This window comes from Pseudomonas sp. S09G 359, assembly GCF_002843605.1.
Lineage (GTDB): Bacteria > Pseudomonadota > Gammaproteobacteria > Pseudomonadales > Pseudomonadaceae > Aquipseudomonas.
Map to the genome: position 1 here is coordinate 1350172 of NZ_CP025263.1, position 15715 is coordinate 1365886.

24 protein-coding genes are annotated in these 15715 nt (G+C 59.6%); 22 read left to right on the forward strand and 2 right to left on the reverse strand.

Annotated features, from left to right (window positions below):
• Positions 1-219: 219 nt before the first annotated feature.
• Both CXQ82_RS31375 and CXQ82_RS06045 read right to left on the reverse strand, forming a co-directional pair.
• Entirely contained in the window at positions 220-387 is a 168-nt protein-coding gene (locus tag CXQ82_RS31375) for a hypothetical protein (protein WP_164445031.1), read from the reverse strand.
• Positions 387-1109: a zeta toxin family protein gene (locus tag CXQ82_RS06045; RefSeq protein ID WP_101273726.1), complete on the reverse strand. Its 723-nt coding sequence runs from the start codon at positions 1107-1109 to the stop codon at positions 387-389. Before CXQ82_RS06045 ends, CXQ82_RS31375 begins: the two co-directional genes overlap by 1 nt.
• Before the next feature lie 188 nt (positions 1110-1297).
• Between CXQ82_RS06045 and CXQ82_RS06050 the strand changes: the two genes are divergently transcribed.
• From CXQ82_RS06050 to CXQ82_RS06145, 22 genes are all read left to right on the forward strand, one after another.
• Positions 1298-2032 (forward strand): XRE family transcriptional regulator, encoded by a 735-nt coding sequence (locus tag CXQ82_RS06050; RefSeq protein WP_101267052.1) that lies wholly within the window; start codon positions 1298-1300, stop codon positions 2030-2032.
• 149 nt (positions 2033-2181) lie between these two features.
• The gene (locus CXQ82_RS31230) at positions 2182-2337 is read left to right on the forward strand and encodes a hypothetical protein (RefSeq protein ID WP_157832145.1); all 156 of its coding nucleotides are present in this window, start codon (positions 2182-2184) and stop codon (positions 2335-2337) included.
• A gap of 290 nt (positions 2338-2627) precedes the next feature.
• Positions 2628-2972 carry a phage holin family protein gene (locus CXQ82_RS06055; RefSeq protein ID WP_101267054.1) on the forward strand — a complete coding sequence of 115 codons (345 nt, stop codon included), beginning with the start codon at positions 2628-2630 and terminating at the stop codon, positions 2970-2972.
• Positions 2973-2993: 21 nt separating this feature from the next.
• On the forward strand, positions 2994-3509 hold the full coding sequence (locus CXQ82_RS06060) for a hypothetical protein (protein WP_101267056.1): 516 nt from the start codon (positions 2994-2996) through the stop codon (positions 3507-3509).
• A gap of 3 nt (positions 3510-3512) precedes the next feature.
• Positions 3513-4124, forward strand: coding sequence for a phage baseplate assembly protein V (locus tag CXQ82_RS06065; protein ID WP_101267058.1), 612 nt, complete (start codon positions 3513-3515; stop codon positions 4122-4124).
• Positions 4125-4133: 9 nt separating this feature from the next.
• A complete protein-coding gene (locus tag CXQ82_RS06070; RefSeq protein ID WP_101267060.1) occupies positions 4134-4466 on the forward strand; it encodes a phage baseplate protein in 333 nt (110 codons plus the stop codon).
• Positions 4463-5458 (forward strand): baseplate J/gp47 family protein, encoded by a 996-nt coding sequence (locus tag CXQ82_RS06075; RefSeq protein ID WP_101267062.1) that lies wholly within the window; start codon positions 4463-4465, stop codon positions 5456-5458. Before CXQ82_RS06070 ends, CXQ82_RS06075 begins: the two co-directional genes overlap by 4 nt.
• A complete protein-coding gene (locus tag CXQ82_RS06080) occupies positions 5455-6084 on the forward strand; it encodes a phage tail protein I (RefSeq protein ID WP_101267064.1) in 630 nt (209 codons plus the stop codon). The genes CXQ82_RS06075 and CXQ82_RS06080 overlap by 4 nt, the downstream gene beginning before the upstream one ends.
• Positions 6085-7884 carry a phage tail protein gene (locus tag CXQ82_RS31540; protein WP_256581879.1) on the forward strand — a complete coding sequence of 600 codons (1800 nt, stop codon included), beginning with the start codon at positions 6085-6087 and terminating at the stop codon, positions 7882-7884.
• Positions 7881-8246: a tail fiber assembly protein gene (locus CXQ82_RS31545; RefSeq protein WP_256581880.1), complete on the forward strand. Its 366-nt coding sequence runs from the start codon at positions 7881-7883 to the stop codon at positions 8244-8246. Before CXQ82_RS31540 ends, CXQ82_RS31545 begins: the two co-directional genes overlap by 4 nt.
• Positions 8247-8348: 102 nt before the next feature.
• A complete protein-coding gene (locus CXQ82_RS06095) occupies positions 8349-8540 on the forward strand; it encodes a hypothetical protein (protein ID WP_101267067.1) in 192 nt (63 codons plus the stop codon).
• Positions 8541-8542: 2 nt separating this feature from the next.
• Positions 8543-9709 (forward strand): phage tail protein, encoded by a 1167-nt coding sequence (locus CXQ82_RS06100; RefSeq protein WP_101267070.1) that lies wholly within the window; start codon positions 8543-8545, stop codon positions 9707-9709.
• Positions 9709-10215: a phage major tail tube protein gene (locus tag CXQ82_RS06105; protein ID WP_101267073.1), complete on the forward strand. Its 507-nt coding sequence runs from the start codon at positions 9709-9711 to the stop codon at positions 10213-10215. The genes CXQ82_RS06100 and CXQ82_RS06105 overlap by 1 nt, the downstream gene beginning before the upstream one ends.
• 344 nt (positions 10216-10559) lie before the next feature.
• Positions 10560-11132, forward strand: coding sequence for a phage tail assembly protein (locus CXQ82_RS06110; protein ID WP_101267075.1), 573 nt, complete (start codon positions 10560-10562; stop codon positions 11130-11132).
• Positions 11129-11254 carry a hypothetical protein gene (locus tag CXQ82_RS31550; RefSeq protein ID WP_010212704.1) on the forward strand — a complete coding sequence of 42 codons (126 nt, stop codon included), beginning with the start codon at positions 11129-11131 and terminating at the stop codon, positions 11252-11254. Before CXQ82_RS06110 ends, CXQ82_RS31550 begins: the two co-directional genes overlap by 4 nt.
• Positions 11255-11260: 6 nt before the next feature.
• Entirely contained in the window at positions 11261-12367 is a 1107-nt protein-coding gene (locus CXQ82_RS06115; RefSeq protein WP_256581881.1) for a hypothetical protein, read from the forward strand.
• A gap of 33 nt (positions 12368-12400) precedes the next feature.
• On the forward strand, positions 12401-12784 hold the full coding sequence (locus CXQ82_RS06120; RefSeq protein ID WP_101267077.1) for a phage tail protein: 384 nt from the start codon (positions 12401-12403) through the stop codon (positions 12782-12784).
• Positions 12777-12989: a tail protein X gene (locus CXQ82_RS06125; RefSeq protein WP_101267079.1), complete on the forward strand. Its 213-nt coding sequence runs from the start codon at positions 12777-12779 to the stop codon at positions 12987-12989. The genes CXQ82_RS06120 and CXQ82_RS06125 overlap by 8 nt, the downstream gene beginning before the upstream one ends.
• A gap of 9 nt (positions 12990-12998) precedes the next feature.
• Entirely contained in the window at positions 12999-14009 is a 1011-nt protein-coding gene (locus CXQ82_RS06130; protein ID WP_101267081.1) for a contractile injection system protein, VgrG/Pvc8 family, read from the forward strand.
• A gap of 21 nt (positions 14010-14030) precedes the next feature.
• Positions 14031-14588 (forward strand): glycoside hydrolase family 19 protein, encoded by a 558-nt coding sequence (locus tag CXQ82_RS06135; RefSeq protein ID WP_101267084.1) that lies wholly within the window; start codon positions 14031-14033, stop codon positions 14586-14588.
• Positions 14576-15067 carry a lysis system i-spanin subunit Rz gene (locus CXQ82_RS06140; RefSeq protein ID WP_101267086.1) on the forward strand — a complete coding sequence of 164 codons (492 nt, stop codon included), beginning with the start codon at positions 14576-14578 and terminating at the stop codon, positions 15065-15067. The genes CXQ82_RS06135 and CXQ82_RS06140 overlap by 13 nt, the downstream gene beginning before the upstream one ends.
• Before the next feature lie 81 nt (positions 15068-15148).
• Positions 15149-15649, forward strand: coding sequence for a CinA family protein (locus CXQ82_RS06145; protein ID WP_101267088.1), 501 nt, complete (start codon positions 15149-15151; stop codon positions 15647-15649).
• The last annotated feature ends 66 nt before the right edge of the window (positions 15650-15715 follow it).

The window sequence follows — 15715 nt, forward strand, 5'->3', positions numbered from 1 at the left end:
CCATTTTCAGGGCCGCTTCGCAGCCCAACGGGAGCAAGCTCCCTCGCCACAGGTTAGTGGTTGCTCGCTCTTTCTCTTAAATGATCGAAGTTATGCGCCGCGCCCGTTTTCCTTTCGCCGCTTGCTGAATGTTGCCGGGCGAAAGGCTATTTTTGAGGAGGGAAATTTGGCCAGTAAAAAGCCCGGCGCTAGGCCGGGCTTTTAATGAATTTCTGGGAGTCAGGCTCTTTTCGTCTCTGCCTTCATCATCACGAGATTCTGTTGCTTGGTAGCCTCAGTGAGAACTTCGCTGTAGACGCGCTTTTTTTGCTCAGATTTTGCGTCACGAATAAAGTCCGCGAAGGAGCTTTTTACACCTTTGGACAAGCCCAGCTTGATCGAAATCATCAATGCGCTCCTGATGGTGGCCCGAGCCTGGCCTCTAGATCGGCCCGTGTATGCTGCTCAGGTATATGGTAGTCAATCTTATCGACACCCGCTTTGTAAAGCCGTCCAGAATTATCGATATGCTTGATCAGTAAATCTACGTGAACGTCGCCCCCATACTCTAGCTTAAGCGCGTTGACTACGTCACGTGCTGCAAAATACTGCTCGATGAAATGTTCTTTACGAATTCTTCTGCCTTCGGCCTCCTCACGGGCCTTCACAAAATCCCAAGCAAGCATGGGGTTTTGATACACGTACAAGATCTGTACGAATCTTCCCTTTTTCAGTGAGCGCTCGATATTTCTACTGGCGACCTTGAGATTCGAAAGCGTTCCATCGAGAAGAAAGGACTGTCGCTGGTCCAAGGCGTGGTCGATTATTTTCTCGACCAGAATCGATACGCCTCGTTGAAACAGCCACGAATTTGCCCCCTGATAGGCGGCAAACTCATTGCGAAGTTCATCAGGATCGATTCTCAGAATGGAAACGTCAGCGAAAAGATTCACAAGGGCAATTGAAGCCTCTGTTTTTCCTGCGCCAGGCGATCCTGCCATGAATACGGAAACTGGCGACTCTTCCGGCGGATAGATAGCTCTGTCTGTCAGGCGTCTGGCAATAGACTTTTTATTTGAACGTGCGAAGCGCAGTGCTTCTTCTGAAATGTCATTCTCGGCAAGTGTCATCCTGCCTGAATCGAGAAATGCGGCCTGCTCCATCAACCATCCCCATCGGTTTCAGCGGTGTTTGAGAGGCTATCACGCGCTGCAAACTACGGAAGTAGCCGAAACTTCACCTAATAAATCATTGTTTATGCATAAAACATGCAAATCAGCATTTGCCAAGCCCAAAATCGCCAGTCATTATTCCCGTTATGCAAAAACGCAACGTTTCAACCGTCTTAAGAGAACTGCTGGACCGCGACCGGATCTCCCCCACGGAGCTTCACCGGCGTACCGGCGTGCCTCAATCCACGCTGTCCCGGATCCTTAGCGGCAAGATTGTCGATCCGTCGGACAAGCACATTTCCCGTATCGCCGAGTACTTTCGCGTGAGCACCGACCAGCTGCGCGGGCGCGCGGCAGTGGGCGTTTCGCGCGATGACGGGCGCGACCCGATGCATTCGGAACTCAAGGACATAAGCCTGTGGGACGACGACACGCCCGTTAATGATGACGAGGTGTCGATCCCCTTTCTGCGCGAGGTTGAATTGGCTGCTGGATCAGGAAGATTCGTCATCGAGGAAAGCGAGAAGGCCAGCCTTCGGTTCGGCAAGCGCAGCTTGCGGCATAACGGTGTGCAGTTCGACCAGGCCAAGTGTGTGACGGTGCGCGGCAACAGTATGTTGCCAGTGCTGCGTGATGGCGCGACGGTTGGGGTCAACGCCGGCAAGAGCGGGATTGGCGACATCGTGGATGGTGACTTGTATGCCATCAATCACAATGGCCAACTGCGGGTTAAACAGCTCTACCGCCTGCCTTCCGGGATTCGCCTGCGCAGTTTCAATCGTGATGAACACCCGGATGAAGACTACAGCTTCCAGGATATCCAGGATGAGCAGATCAGCATCCTGGGCCATGTGTTCTGGTGGGGCATGTACGCCCGTTAACCTCCCTGCGTAAGAAAAAGCCCGCCAATGCGCGGGCTTTTTTTCGCCCGTAGAAAATCCCCAAACCCCTGATCCATAAGGAGAGAAATGCACTGGCGCATGCTGGCGGTGAAAATAAATGCATTTATGCATTGACTGTATATGCATACATGCATATTCTCCATCTCAAGCCAGCCAATAAGGTGGTGGAGGCGGCAAGGATGCTGCCAAGGAAGACAAGGAAGGCACGCAACACCGGCAAGGACGCCATCGAAGCGATGGCAGGGATGCCAGGCAACACCGGCAAGGAAGCCGACGCTCTTTAGTTTTAACGCGTTGCAAGAACAGGCAGCGATGAACCGGCCTTAACGGTTCAGAGGGTTGGCAACTGACCCGGGTGTGCAGCGTAAAGCACCAGAAGCAGTTATCCGGCAGACAGGGATCGTGGTCGGAAAAACATCTTAGGAAAGATCCGTACCGCGCCAGTAGCGCCGAAAGATCGAGGAAATCATTACTGAAAAGCCTGGGTAACCGGGCTTTTTGGAATGCCAACCGATGAATGGATTTATCTAACACACCGGCACGTTGCCGGTAATGCTCAGCCAGGAGGCGTGACATGACAAACGAGCAGCAAGCGTTAGCGGAAATGCCTATCTGGCTGGTGATCGCACTGGCCTTGATCGGCGGTGTATCCGGCGAAATGTGGCGCGCCGACAAGGAGGGCGCGCGTGGCTGGTCGCTGGTACGGCGCCTGGCCTTGCGGTCTGGAGCGTGCATGGTCTGCGGGGTTTCGGCGTTGATGCTGTGCTACGCCGCCGGGATGTCGATTTGGACCGCGGGTGCCATCGGCTGCCTCACCGCCATGGCCGGCGCGGATGTGGCCATCGGCCTTTATGAACGTTGGGCGGCCAAGCGCATCGGGGTCAACGAGGCCCCGACCTCTCGCCAGGATCAGCCGTAATCGCTGCAAGGACGCAACTCAATGACACTTATCGAAAAACCTTCCGAACTGCCCAAGGCAATAGGGGAGGCGCTGAAGGGCGCCTTCCCACAATTGCGTGTAGGCACTCATCAGGATTTCAGCGGCGCCGGGGATAAAACCGGTGTGCTGATCAGCGTGGAGCGCAACGGCCCCGGTACTCGCTCCCTTGAAGGGCGCAAGGCACATGCGTTGTCGGTGTCACTGCGGGCTATGGTCGCCAGCGGGTCAGCACCCTTTGATGCCTGTGACCTGGCCAGCCAGTTGATGGACCTGGCCCTGGATAACCGCTGGGGCCTGCCGCCCGACCAGTGTGATCTGCCGACGTCCATCGTCGCCGCGCCTTCAACCCTCACCAGCGCCGAAACGGACTACGACACCTGGACGGTGTCCTTCAGCCAAAACCTGTATCTCGGCCCGCTGCTGCTCGAAGATCCTACAGGCACACCGTTGTTTGCCCGCACCTGGGAAGTCTCGAACATCGACGATCCAGGCCAATATCGCCCTCTGCAGGAGTAGTCCATGTTCGACGCATTGCTACGCATGCAGCTGGGGCCGATCGTTGAGCGTCTGGCGGAAATGGAGGCCCAGCTCGAGGATCTTTATCGACGCGCTGAAAGCTTCTGCCGGATTGGCGTGTGCCAGGAGGTCGATGCTGCCAGCAATACCTGCAAGGTCAGCCACGGTGATTTGCTCAGCCCGGCCATTCGGTTTTTCAACCCCAGCGCCGGTGCACAAACCGAAACCCGCATTCCGTCAGTGGGCGAGCAATGCCTGTTGCTTAACTATGGCGGTGGGGAAGGGGGCGCGCAGTCTGTGGCCTTGTTCGGTCTTAACAGTAGTCTCTTTCCAGCGGTTTCCAGCCAGGCTTCGCTGACCCGACGTCGCCATCAGGACGGCACCCAGAGCGACTACGACGACGCCAGCCACCTCTTCAACTGGGTCAACGGCCCGACCACTGTCAGCGCCTCGCGTGAACAGGTCGCCGTCAAGGTTGGCGCCGCCAGCCTGACGATGAGCGCCCAGAGCATCACCCTGCAACTCGGCGCCACCGGCCTGTCGCTGGATGCCGCCGGTGTGCATTTGAGCGGCCCGGTGGTGGATCACCAGGGCCGCGTGATCAGCAGCGCATAAGGATTTGCCATGATCGGAATCGATAGGAACAGCGGGGCAGCCGTGGATGACTGGCTGCAATTCGTACAGCGCGCCACCCGAGCGCTGACCACTCCCGTGGGCACTCGCCAGAAGCGCCCGTTGTACGGCTCGAAGATCGCGCAACTGCTCGGCCAGAACCTTGGCGACGACCTCTTGATCCTCGCCCAAAGCCACGCCGCCCAGGCGTTCTACAACGCCCAGAACGGCATCACTGACTTCCAGCCCGAGGTCATCGTCGCCACCCGTCAGGGCGCAGGTTTGTTGCTGCGTTTTGCCGGCACCTGGAAAAACCGCCAACAATCCTTCGAGGTCTCGACATGAGCATGCTGATCCCTGGCCAGAACCAACTGGCGGAGCCGGCGATTATCGCGGTGGATGCGTTCGAGCCGTTGCTGGCCGAATTCAAGGCGTTTGTGGTCGATTACGTCGCCACCCGCGCGCCGCAAAACGCGGTAAAACTCAAGGCCAGCCTCGACAATGAAAGCGAGCTGCTGACCCTGGCCCTGGAAGCCTTTTGCGTGCGCCTGCAAACCCACGAGCGCAAATACAACGCGCGCATCAAGCAGATGCTGGCGTGGTGGGCCACCGGCAGCAACCTGGATGCACGCCTGGCGGATATGGGCCTGGAGCGCCAGGTGCTGGACCCCGGCGACCCGGCCGCCTTCCCGCCGGTGCCGCCGGTGTTGGAGAGTGACGATGATGCGCGCCTGCGTTACTACCTGGCGCCCCATGCGCCGGCGGCGGGCTCGCGCATGCAGTATCGCCGCGAGGTGTTCACCCTTGGCGAGCGGCCGGCGGTCAAGGTGCAAAGCGCCACCGCGGGCGTGGTGACCGTCAGCTATACCTTTGACCCGGACGGCTATGCGGCCCAGGTCAAGGACGGCAACGGACGGCGCACCGCCCCCGGCGAGGTGATGGTGACCGTGCTGTCCAGGGACGGCGATGGCAGCGCGTCCGCAGACTTGCTTGACGGCGTGCGGCGACATTTCGCACGGCCCGATGTACGACCGGAGACGGATCTTGTCACCGTCCAAGGTGCGCAAATTCAGCCTTACAAAATTCGCGTGGTGGCCAGGATCAATGCTGGCCCGGACTCCGGCCTGACCCAAGTGGCGGCGCAACACCTGCTGCAAACCTACGCTGACTCTTGCCATCGCCTGGAAGGGCGCGTGGACCCGAGCTGGATCGACTACGCGATCCACAGCGCCGGCGCCGCGCAACTGCAGATCCTCGAACCGCTGGAGCCGATCATCAGCAGCGCGTTCCAGGCCCCGTATTGTACGGGCGTCGAGGTGGAGGTGCGCACGCTATGAGTGAACCCAAAGCGAGCCTGTTACCCGCCAACAGCTCACCCCTGGAAAAGGCCTTGGACCTGGGTTTTGGCTATTTGCTGGAAAGGGTTACGCCACCTTTCCCTCAACTGATGGACCCGGATCTGACGCCGGCGGCGTTCTTGCCCTACCTGGCAGCGGACCGCGCGGTGAACGAATGGAGCACCACGGCCCCCGAGGGCGAGAAGCGCCTGACCGTCAAACTCGCGTGGCCCACCGCCCGCCAGGCCGGCACCCGACAAGCCCTGGAAAACGCGGCCAAGGGCCTGCAACTGAGCCCCGAAGTGCGCGCGTGGTACGAGCAAAAACCGCCGGGCGTGCCCTACAGCTTTGCCGTACGCGCCTGGACCGAATTGCCCTACAGCGAAACCATCGACGCCCGACTCGACCGGCGCCTGGCCGACGCCAAAAGCGAGCGCGACATCCTGTCGATCTCCGTAGGCCTGAGCGCTTCCGGCCGTCACAGCATTGGCGCCGCTACGTTGTGCGGCGAACTCACCACGATTTACCCCCGCGTGCTGGCGGGTGTCGAGGCTGCGGGCCGCGCCTTTATGGCCGCCGCGCTCTACACCGTCGAAACCACCACCCTTTATCCACAGGAGCACTAAATGGCTGACTATTACACCCTGCTCACCGACGCGGGGATCGCCTACGAAACCGCCTGCAAGGCAGCCGGCGTACCGATCAAACTGGCGCAGATTTCCGTCGGCGACGGCAATGGCGCCGTCTACAACCCTGATGCCAGCGCAAAAGCGCTGAAACGAGAAGTCTGGCGCGGGCCGTTGAATGCTCTGTTTCAGGATGAGAAAAACGCCAACTGGCTGATGGCCGAAGTCACCATTCCCTCGGAGGTGGGCGGATGGTATGTCCGCGAGGCCGGGCTGTGGACGGATACCGGGATTTTGTATGCCGTTGTTAAGTACCCGGAGTCGTATAAGCCGGTGTTGGCGACGTCGGGGTCGGGGAAAGAGTTTTATATCCGTTCGATCTTTGAGACGAGTAATGCCGCGATTGTGACGTTGTTGATTGATGACACGGTGGTGAAGGCGACGCGGGCTTGGGTGATGGATTACCTCGGGAAGGGGACGTATTCCAAGGCTGAGATTGAGGGGTTGATTGCCAAGGCGTCGGCGTTGCCGGTTGGAGTGATGGTGCCGTTTCCGTTGGGGTCGGTTCCGCCTGGATATTTGGAGGTGGATAACAGTTTGTTCAAGGATGATGTTTATCCGGATTTGGCTGCTTATCTGGCGAAGAAATTCAATTTGGCGGGGGATGCGGCGGGGTATACGCGGTTGCCGGAGTCTCGAGGAGAGTTTTTTCGAGGTTGGGATCATGGACGCGGGATTGATGCTGGCCGGGCAATCGGAACTTATCAATCTGGTGGCGGAACAGTCATGGGTATTGAAGGGCGACTTTCGAATAGCAGCGGAACGATTGCACCTTTTAATGTAACTGTGCCGGGCGATGGTAATCAGACAGCTTGGCTCAATACGGGTGATGCCAGCAGCGCTTCGGACGTAGACCTCCGATTTTCGCTTAACGGATTATCGAATCGACCTCGAAATCTAGTAGTCATGTGGTGTATCAAGGCATGGAATGCCCCTGTCAATCAGGGAAACATTGATATATCAGCGCTGGCTACACAACTTCAAGAGCTTTCGGTCAACGGCCCTGCTGTCGGAACTACCCGGAATGGGAAGATGTTTGTCGGTACTCAAGCTACGCCCTCGACATATACAGCCGACGAATTGATCCTGATGACGGCACTTGGCGGTAAAAGCTACAAACTGTCCAACTTCAACAAGACAATCAACGTCGCTACTGTCGGTGTTGGCGGCATGGATACCGGCGCCGCGCCTGTGAACGGATTTGTCGGTATCTACGCTATCTATAACCCAACGGCCAATGCCTCCGGCCTGCTCGCTGTAAACGCAACCGGCGGCAAAGCCAGCGAAGTTTACGGCGGGGTGCATATGCCCACTGGGTATACGGCCTCCTGCCTGTTGACGGTAGTTCCAACCACCGTAACGTCCCAAATCAGTCCTGTTACGGTGCGCGATAGAGAGGTACGTGTCGGTAGTTTTTACGTGTACACGACAAACGCCATTGTTACGAACATTCTGGTGAGCGCAGGCGCGATGGTTCCTTTTAACGCCGTCTCGATGAACGGAACCCTGGAAGCCACTTGCACAGCAGCCTCGCAGTTGGGGTTGTTGCTGACAGAGGGCGATGCGCCGGGCTTGGCGGGTCTGTCAATTCTGACCGCCGGGGTAGTGCCCACCGGCACTGCTGCTTGCCCTTTTACTGGGTTGTCGCTGAACACAAGCAGACAATTTGCGGTCAGCACGTCTATCGCTGGTAGCGGCACGGCCACTTATCGGGTCGCAATTTCAGGGTACAAAATATGAAATATCTACAAATCATCGACGACATCGTGGTTTCTGCATTTGCCGGCGCTCAAGATCCTCAGACAGGCGTTCAGGGGCTGACTGAGGTTGCGGATGATGATGCGCGCTATCTGAACTTCGTTACCCCAAGGATGCCGGACCAGGCCGTGATGGCTTACTCCACTCGCGATAGCTTGCTGGGGACAGCCGCTTTGCGCATTGCCCCTCTGCAAGACGCGGTAGACGTTGATCGGGCTACCGATGATGAAGTTGCCCGTTTGACTCTCTGGAAAAATTACCGCATCGACCTCAATCGCATCGAGCAGCAAACGGGCTTCCCAGCCAACATCGATTGGCCCCAGTCGCCTGACTCTGTGCGTTAGCCAACATCGCCCGACAAGCGCCCCGCACTGACGGGGCGTTGTCTTTTTCGATCTGAACACCCGCCGCCTTGAGCGGTTTTTTTTCGCCCGGAGATTACCTACATGGCAAACCGCCAAACCTACACCGTCCTCATCCCATTCCCCACCGGCGCCGGCCATTGGTCTGTCGCCGGCCAGCAACTGGAGCTGCTGGACGTCGAAGCATCCGCCCTGCGCACTGCTGGCCGCCTGGAACTCACCAGCGTCCTCAACTCCACCCCGGCCAAAAAGGCCACCACCAAGAAGGCTGACTAACCATGGCTGAGGTTTTGAACTTCGAGCACAACGGCATCACCGTGAATGCCACTGAATCCCCTGAGGCCATGGGTGGCCTGGGTGACAATGTGATCGGCCTGGTCGGCACTGCGCCGAATGCGCATGCGTCGATTCCGAAAAACGCGCCGTTTCGCATCAACAGCTTCACCACGCAGGCGCTGCTGGACCCCACCGGCGCCGAGACCGGCACGCTGTTCCAGGCCGTGTACCAGATCCTCAAAGTGGTGAAAGTGCCCGTCTACGTGGTGATCGTGGAGGAGGGCGCGACTCCCGCTGACACGCTCAACAATGTGATCGGCGGCGACGAGCCGGTGACCGGCCGCAAGCTGGGCCTGGCGGCACTGGCCAGTGTGCCGGAAGACCTGACCATTATCGGCGCGCCGGGCTTCACTGGCGTCAAGGCGGTGGCCGGTGAGTTTGCTTCCTTCGGCAAGCGCATCAAGGCCCGCGTGGTGCTGGATGGCAAAGACGCAACCGTCGCCGATCAAGTGACCTACAGCGGCGAACTGGGCGGTGCCGACCTCGGCTTCGACCGCTGCCTGCTGGTACACAACATGCCGTCGGTGTACTCCAAGGCGGCGAAGAAAAACGTGTTCCTGGCGCCCTCGTCGCTGGCTATCGCGGCCTTGGCCAAGGTCAAGCAATGGGAAAGCCCGGGTAACCAGGTGACGTTCGCCGAGGACGTTTCCCGCGTGGTCGAGTACAACATCCTCGACACCTCCACCGAAGGCGACCTGCTCAACCGCTATGGCGTGAGCTACTACGCCCGCACCATCCTTGGCGGTTTTTCGCTGCTGGGTAACCGTTCCATCACCGGCAAGTTCATCAGCTATGTCGGCCTGGAAGATGCCATCAGCCGCAAGCTGGTCAAGGCCGGCCAGAAAGCCATGGCCAAGAACCTCACCAAGTCCTTCATGGACCAGGAGGTCAAGCGCATCAACGACTGGCTGCAAACCCTGGTGGCCGACGAAACCATCCCCGGCGGCAGTGTGTACCTGCACCCGGAATTGAACAGTGTCGAGAAGTACAAGAACGGCACCTGGTTCATCGTCATCGACTACGGCCGCTACGCGCCAAACGAACACATGATTTATCAACTCAACGCCCGTGACGAAATCATCGAGCAGTTCCTGGAGGACGTTCTCTAATGTTTACCAACCGAGTCAGACAGGCCATCGCGGCCACCCTTCAAGGCCTGCCGTTGTCCGCCACTGTGGAGGAGTTCACGCCACCGAAGATCGAGTTCGACATGGAAGCCATGTCCGGCGGGCGCTTTATCGCCGAAGAAATGGCCAAGAGCGGCAAAGTGCTCGGCGCCACACTGGTGCTGCAAGGCGCCGGCCCGGAAATCATGCTGGCCCTGGGCGTGCGCCTGGGCGACGACATCCTGCTCAACGTGCGCGAAGCCGGCCAGGATCAGGACGGCAAAACCTACTTCACCTACCACACCGTGGGCGGCAAGCTTAAATCCCTGGCGGAAGCCAAGCTGAAGATGGGCGACAAGGCCACCACCACCCTGGAACTGTCCTGCCGCACCTACAACCGCCTGGAAAATGGCATCCCGGTAATCGACATCGACGTGCGCACCCAGAAGTTCGTGCTCAACGGCGTCGACATCCTCGGCGATGCCCGCCGCGCGGTGCTGATGCCTTAAGCGAAGCCTCGGTACCTGCAACAGTGCGCATAGTGCTGTTGTGGCGAGCGGGCTTGCCCGCGTTGGGCTGCGCAGCAGCCCCAAGTAAGGCCAACGGCAGCGTGTCAGGTTTAACCGCGGTGATAGTTGCAGGGCTGCTTCGCAGCCCAACGCGGGCAAGCCCGCTCGCCACATAGGTTGCGGGTAAGCCAGCTGCCACATAGGTTGTGGGTAAGCCAGCTGCCACATAGGTTGTGGGTAAGCCAGCTGCCACATAGGTTGCGGGTAAGCCGGCTGGCACATTGATCGTGCTCGCCCTGAGCTGCTGGGAATTTTTCAACAACGTTTAACCAAGGAATAGCCCCATGGCCTGGATGCCACCCCTGCACCGCCTGCTGTCCCCGATCAGCGCCGACACCGGCGTTGCAATCGAGCAGGTGCAACTCAAACCGCTGTACTACGCCGCGCAAACAGACGCGCTGGCCCGGGCCGGTGAGGACGAGGACGACCAGTTCTTTGAACTGGCGAAACTCGCCACCGGCCTGTCGGAAAAAGAACTCGACCAACTCAAGCGCCCGGACTACGTAACCATCGCCCAATACGTACATGAGATGTCGACGCGTCCTGCCTCGTTCTTCCTCGGCGAACCGCAGCCACTCACCCATGACCAGCCTGTGCAACTGCTGCTGCCCCTCGACGCTGCTGGCCGTACCTTCACCGAACTGCCCCTGGAAATGCCTGCCCTGCGCGCCACCAAAGTGATGAAAAAACTCGCCACCAACAAAGAGCGCGCCGAGTTCATCACCGCCCATTGCACCGGCCTGATGATCCCCGATCTCGCCGGCCTGACCGTGCCCGACTGGACCGCGCTGCAGGAGCGTATCGACGATTTTTTAAATCAACCGGCGGCCTTCTTTCGCAACGCGACATCGAAGTGATCCTCGATGTGGTGCCGCTGGTTTACTCGGTAAATGAAGCGGAGATCCTCGACTGGGACGCCGCAAAAGCATTGCGCCGCTACGACATCGCGATCACTCGCCTTGGCGTTAAACAGGAGTAGAGCGGGATGCAAGAGACTAAATATGGGATCAGGCAAGTCCAGGAAGACTACCGTTGGATGGTCGGCGAGGCGGACCTGGGCAATGTGCTGGCGCCGTTTTCCGCGAGTGCGGCGGCACCGCTAAGCCTGGAGTCTGCATCGCAGCCGCAGCCGCAGTTGGCGCTGCGCTCTGCGTTGCTCACGCTCAGTGTGGATATCAACGCCTTGGCCCAGGAGCAAGTGCGGCTGCGCGAGACGCTGGAGACGCTTAATAGCACGTTGTTCATTAACGGCGATTCTCTTTCGCCCAAGACGGCGGATGTCACCACAAGCGTCCTGAAAGATGAAGTTAAGACGCCCGCTGACGGCGTTCTGATGAGTGGGACCAAGGCGGTTGTCGGCGAACTCTTGGATGCGCTTAAGAGCAAGCTCGCAGAAAAAACGGTTGATTGGGTCTTCGACCGGGTTGGCAAGAAGTTTAAAACTTACAGAGAAAACGGCAGTGGAGGTACACCGCCTGGTCCTGGTTCCGATAGCGCCGGTAACGCAGCGGGTGGTCCGGGAGCGCCTGCGCAAGGCGTTCAATCCTTTGCTGGTGCAAGGTCCCTTGCGCCAGCACCGAACTTGCCGGGCGTTCCAGTCAGCGCATTGAACGGAGCACTGGCCAAGCTGGAGTCAACCGGTGCACGCCGTCTCGGGCCGTTGAAATATGCAGACACTGCCGTGGACCTCATTCAGGGCGTGCGCAATGGCGACGCCAACGCCATCGGCTCCGGCCTGAGCACCGCTGGCGGTGCGTGGGCAGGCGCCTATGCCGGTGCCGCCATCGGCACGCTGGTGCTCCCCGGCGTCGGCACTGCTGTCGGTGGCGCAATCGGCGGCTTGCTGGGCAGCGAGGCTGGCGCCTGGCTGGGAGACAAACTGTTCGGCTCAAGTGATCGCCTGCCCGAGCCTGGCGCAGTAGGCAAAGAGCTCAATAGCGCGCACCGACAGCGTCCAGGTCACCCTGGCCCCAAGCATCCAGATCAGCGGCGTCAACCCAGCGGACTCACAACAAGTGGTCAACCAAGTGATCCAGGCCCTGAAATTCCAGTGCATGCCGATGGTTACCGACGTGCTGGGGTCCCGACGTAACGCGGCACTGGCCGATCCTCCAGGAGGTGATTGATGCGACAACAAATGGTCTTGGGCGACTTTATTTTTGGCTTGTCCCGAGGGTTTGCCTATTCCTCGTTGGTGCGTAACAGCGACGGCGGTTGGAGCGACCTGACGATTATCGCCAGCAAGCCGCAATCACGGCAGAGCGGGCAGAAGCTGGAAAAACTCACGTTCACCGGTAAGGCCATGTACGGCACTGGCATGCAACAACTGGATCAATTGCGCGCGCTGCAAAATGCCCGCGCGCCGCTGCCGCTGGTCGATGGAATCGGCCGCAACTGGGGGCTGTGGCGGATCAACTCGGTGGTGGAAACGCAAAGCAACGTGATCGACGACGGCACTGCCATGGTCATGAACTGGACCCTGGAACTGGAGGAGTTCACTAATGCGTAGAGTGCGAAGTATTGCTGGTGATTCGGTCAACCTGCTGCTCTACCGCGAGTTGGGCCGTTGCGATGACGTGGCGGAAGAAACCCTTTGGCGCTTGAACCCAACGCTTGCCGAATATGGCCCGGTGCTGCCGGCCGGTGTGTGGGTGGTCGTGCCCGAAATGCAATCGCGGCCTAGTGCTGTGACACCCGTTTTGGCCTGGGATTAAGGAGGCGGCATGGCACAGGGATTTACGCCCATCGTGGAGTTTTACGGGGCCAATGCGGCGCTGCTCAATCAACGCCTGCTGCGCTGGAGCCACACCGATGCTGCGGGCATTCAAGCCGACCGGCTGGAGCTGACCCTCAATATCGAAGGGCTGGAGGGCTTGCCCAGCCTGAGTGGCAAGATCGGTTTGCGCGTCGGATATCTGGAATCAGGGTTAGTCGAAAAGGGCGAGTTTGTCGTCAGCCAGCGAACCCCCGTGCTGTTTCCCTCGCGCTTGATGATTGTGGCCACTGCTGCGCCGTTCAGCACGGTGGACGCCAGCGGCTATCGTCAGCGCCGATCCGACAGCTATGGGCCTACAACCTTGGGGGCATTGTTTCGCCAACTGGTCAGTCGTCACGGTTTCTCGCCACGTGTGGCGCCGGCGCTGGACGGTATTGAGATCGCGCATATCGACCAGTCCAACGAAAGCGACATGGCCTTCATCACCCGCCTTGCCGCGCGCTACAACGCGGTCACTAAGCCGTATAACGAGCTGTATGTGCTGGCCGAAGCGGGGAAGACCCACTCGCTGTCCGGCAAACTATTGCCGGAGGTGACGTTATCCGTGACCCAGGACAACCGTCCCGGTGAGCAAGCTTTCATCACCGCCAGCCTTGATGAAAAATCCCGCGCGACCTACATGGGCAGCCGCGTCGCGTGGTGGGATGCCGCCGCTGGCAAGCAGCGTGTCGTTCAGGTCGGCGTTGCCCCCTTCAAAGCCCTGCGCCAACGCTACCAGAACGAAGCCGAGGCCCGAGCCGTCGCGCAGAGTGAGCTGCGTCGTGTGGGGCGTGAAGGTATGAAAATGAACATCGACTGTCCGGGCAACCCGCTGCTGACGGCCGAAGGGCTGCTGCTTCTCGATGAGACCTGGCCGTCCTACATGCAGGGGCGATGGTCGATGACGCAGGTGGTGCATGTCGGCGATCCGGTGACGGGCTATCGCAGCACGATTACTGCGCAAGGCCTGTCGATTTAGATAGTTTCAAGAGTAAAACCCATGGTGATAACGCTGCCCCAACTGCTGCACGTGATGCCCGGAGCCCGCCTGAGTGCGGGCATTTTTTTGCCCGCACTCAACGCGGCTTTTGTTCAATACGCGATCAACAGCCCCAAGCGCGCCGCCGCCTGCCTTGCCCAAATCGCGCATGAATCCGGCGAGCTGCGCTACGTCCGCGAACTCGGCAGCGATCAATACCTGAGCAAATACGACACCGGTACCCTGGCCGCGCGCCTGGGCAACACCCCCGAAGCGGACGGCGACGGCCAGCGGTACCGGGGCAGGGGGCTGATCCAGATTACCGGCCGCCGCAACTACCTGGCATGCAGCCAAGCCTTGTTTGGCGATGAGCGTTTGTTGCGACAGCCGGGATTGCTGGAACAGCCACAGTGGGCTTGTGAATCCGCGGCCTGGTTCTGGCAAAGCAATGGCCTCAATGAGCTGGCCGACAACGACCAGTTCACCACCATCACGCGGCGTATCAACGGCGGGCTCTATGGGCTGGAAGAGCGCTTGCGCTTGTGGGCGCGGGCGAAGGCGGCGTTATGCGTTTCTTAGGGGCGTGCCAGCTGATCGGCGTTTGCCTGCTCATGGCCGTGACCTGGCAGGTGCAAGCCTGGCGCTATGGTGCGCAGCTTGAGCGGCAATCGGCCGTGCAGGCGCAGGCGCTGAGCCTGCAAAGCCAGGCGGCCCTGCGGCAACATCAGTTAGAACACGACAAGCGGCTGGCCCTGGAGCAACAGCTCAGTGCCAGCGATCAACAACACACTCGGGAGTTGAACGATGCCCAACGTCACCAGGCTGCTCTGCGTGACCGCCTGGCTACTGCCGATGTGCGGTTGTCAGTCCTTCTCGACGCCACCGACCCCGCCCCAATGCCTGCCGCCGCCGCCGCCGGCGGCGTGGTTCATGCAGCCCCGCGAGCCCGACTTGACCCGGCGCATGCTCAGCGAATTATCAGCATCACCGATGCCGGCGACGACGGACTGATCGCACTGCGTGCGTGCCAGGCCTATGTGCGCGCCGTCGCCCGTTAGCATCTTGATCCAGTCTGGCGCTTGCGTGTGCGTTTTGCTCCTGTAGGGTAGGCGAACCCCTGCCCACGTCTGGAGACGACCGTGAAGGAAATCACTCAACTTGCCGCTGATCTGGGCCGCCGTTTACAGGTACTCAACGCCCACGTCACCACCGCCGAGTCCTGTACCGGCGGCGGTATTGCCGAAGCCATCACGCGGATTCCGGGAAGCTCGGCCTGGTTCGAGGCGGGGTATGTCACTTATTCCAATCGCCAGAAGACCCGCCAGTTGAATGTGCCGGAAACCTTGTTTCCAAAAGTAGGCGCGGTCAGCCAGGAAGTGGTCGAGGCCATGGTGCGCGGTGCGCAGGAAAAAAGCCTGGCGCGCTTTGCCGTGGCGGTCAGTGGCGTGGCGGGCCCTGATGGCGGTTCGCCGGACAAACCGGTGGGCACTGTGTGGCTAGCCTTTGGGGTGGGCGACGAGGTTACGGCTGAGCTTGCGCACTTCACCGGCAACCGTGATGAGGTCCGCCGACAAACGGTAAAGGCCGCGCTAGAGGGCTTGTTGCGACGAGCTGCAGCAGAAATAGAAAATCAGGGGTAGGCGATCTGCGATCTTTGTGGAACAATACTGTCTACTTATACAGGTGTTGGCCGCCCCGGCCTTATT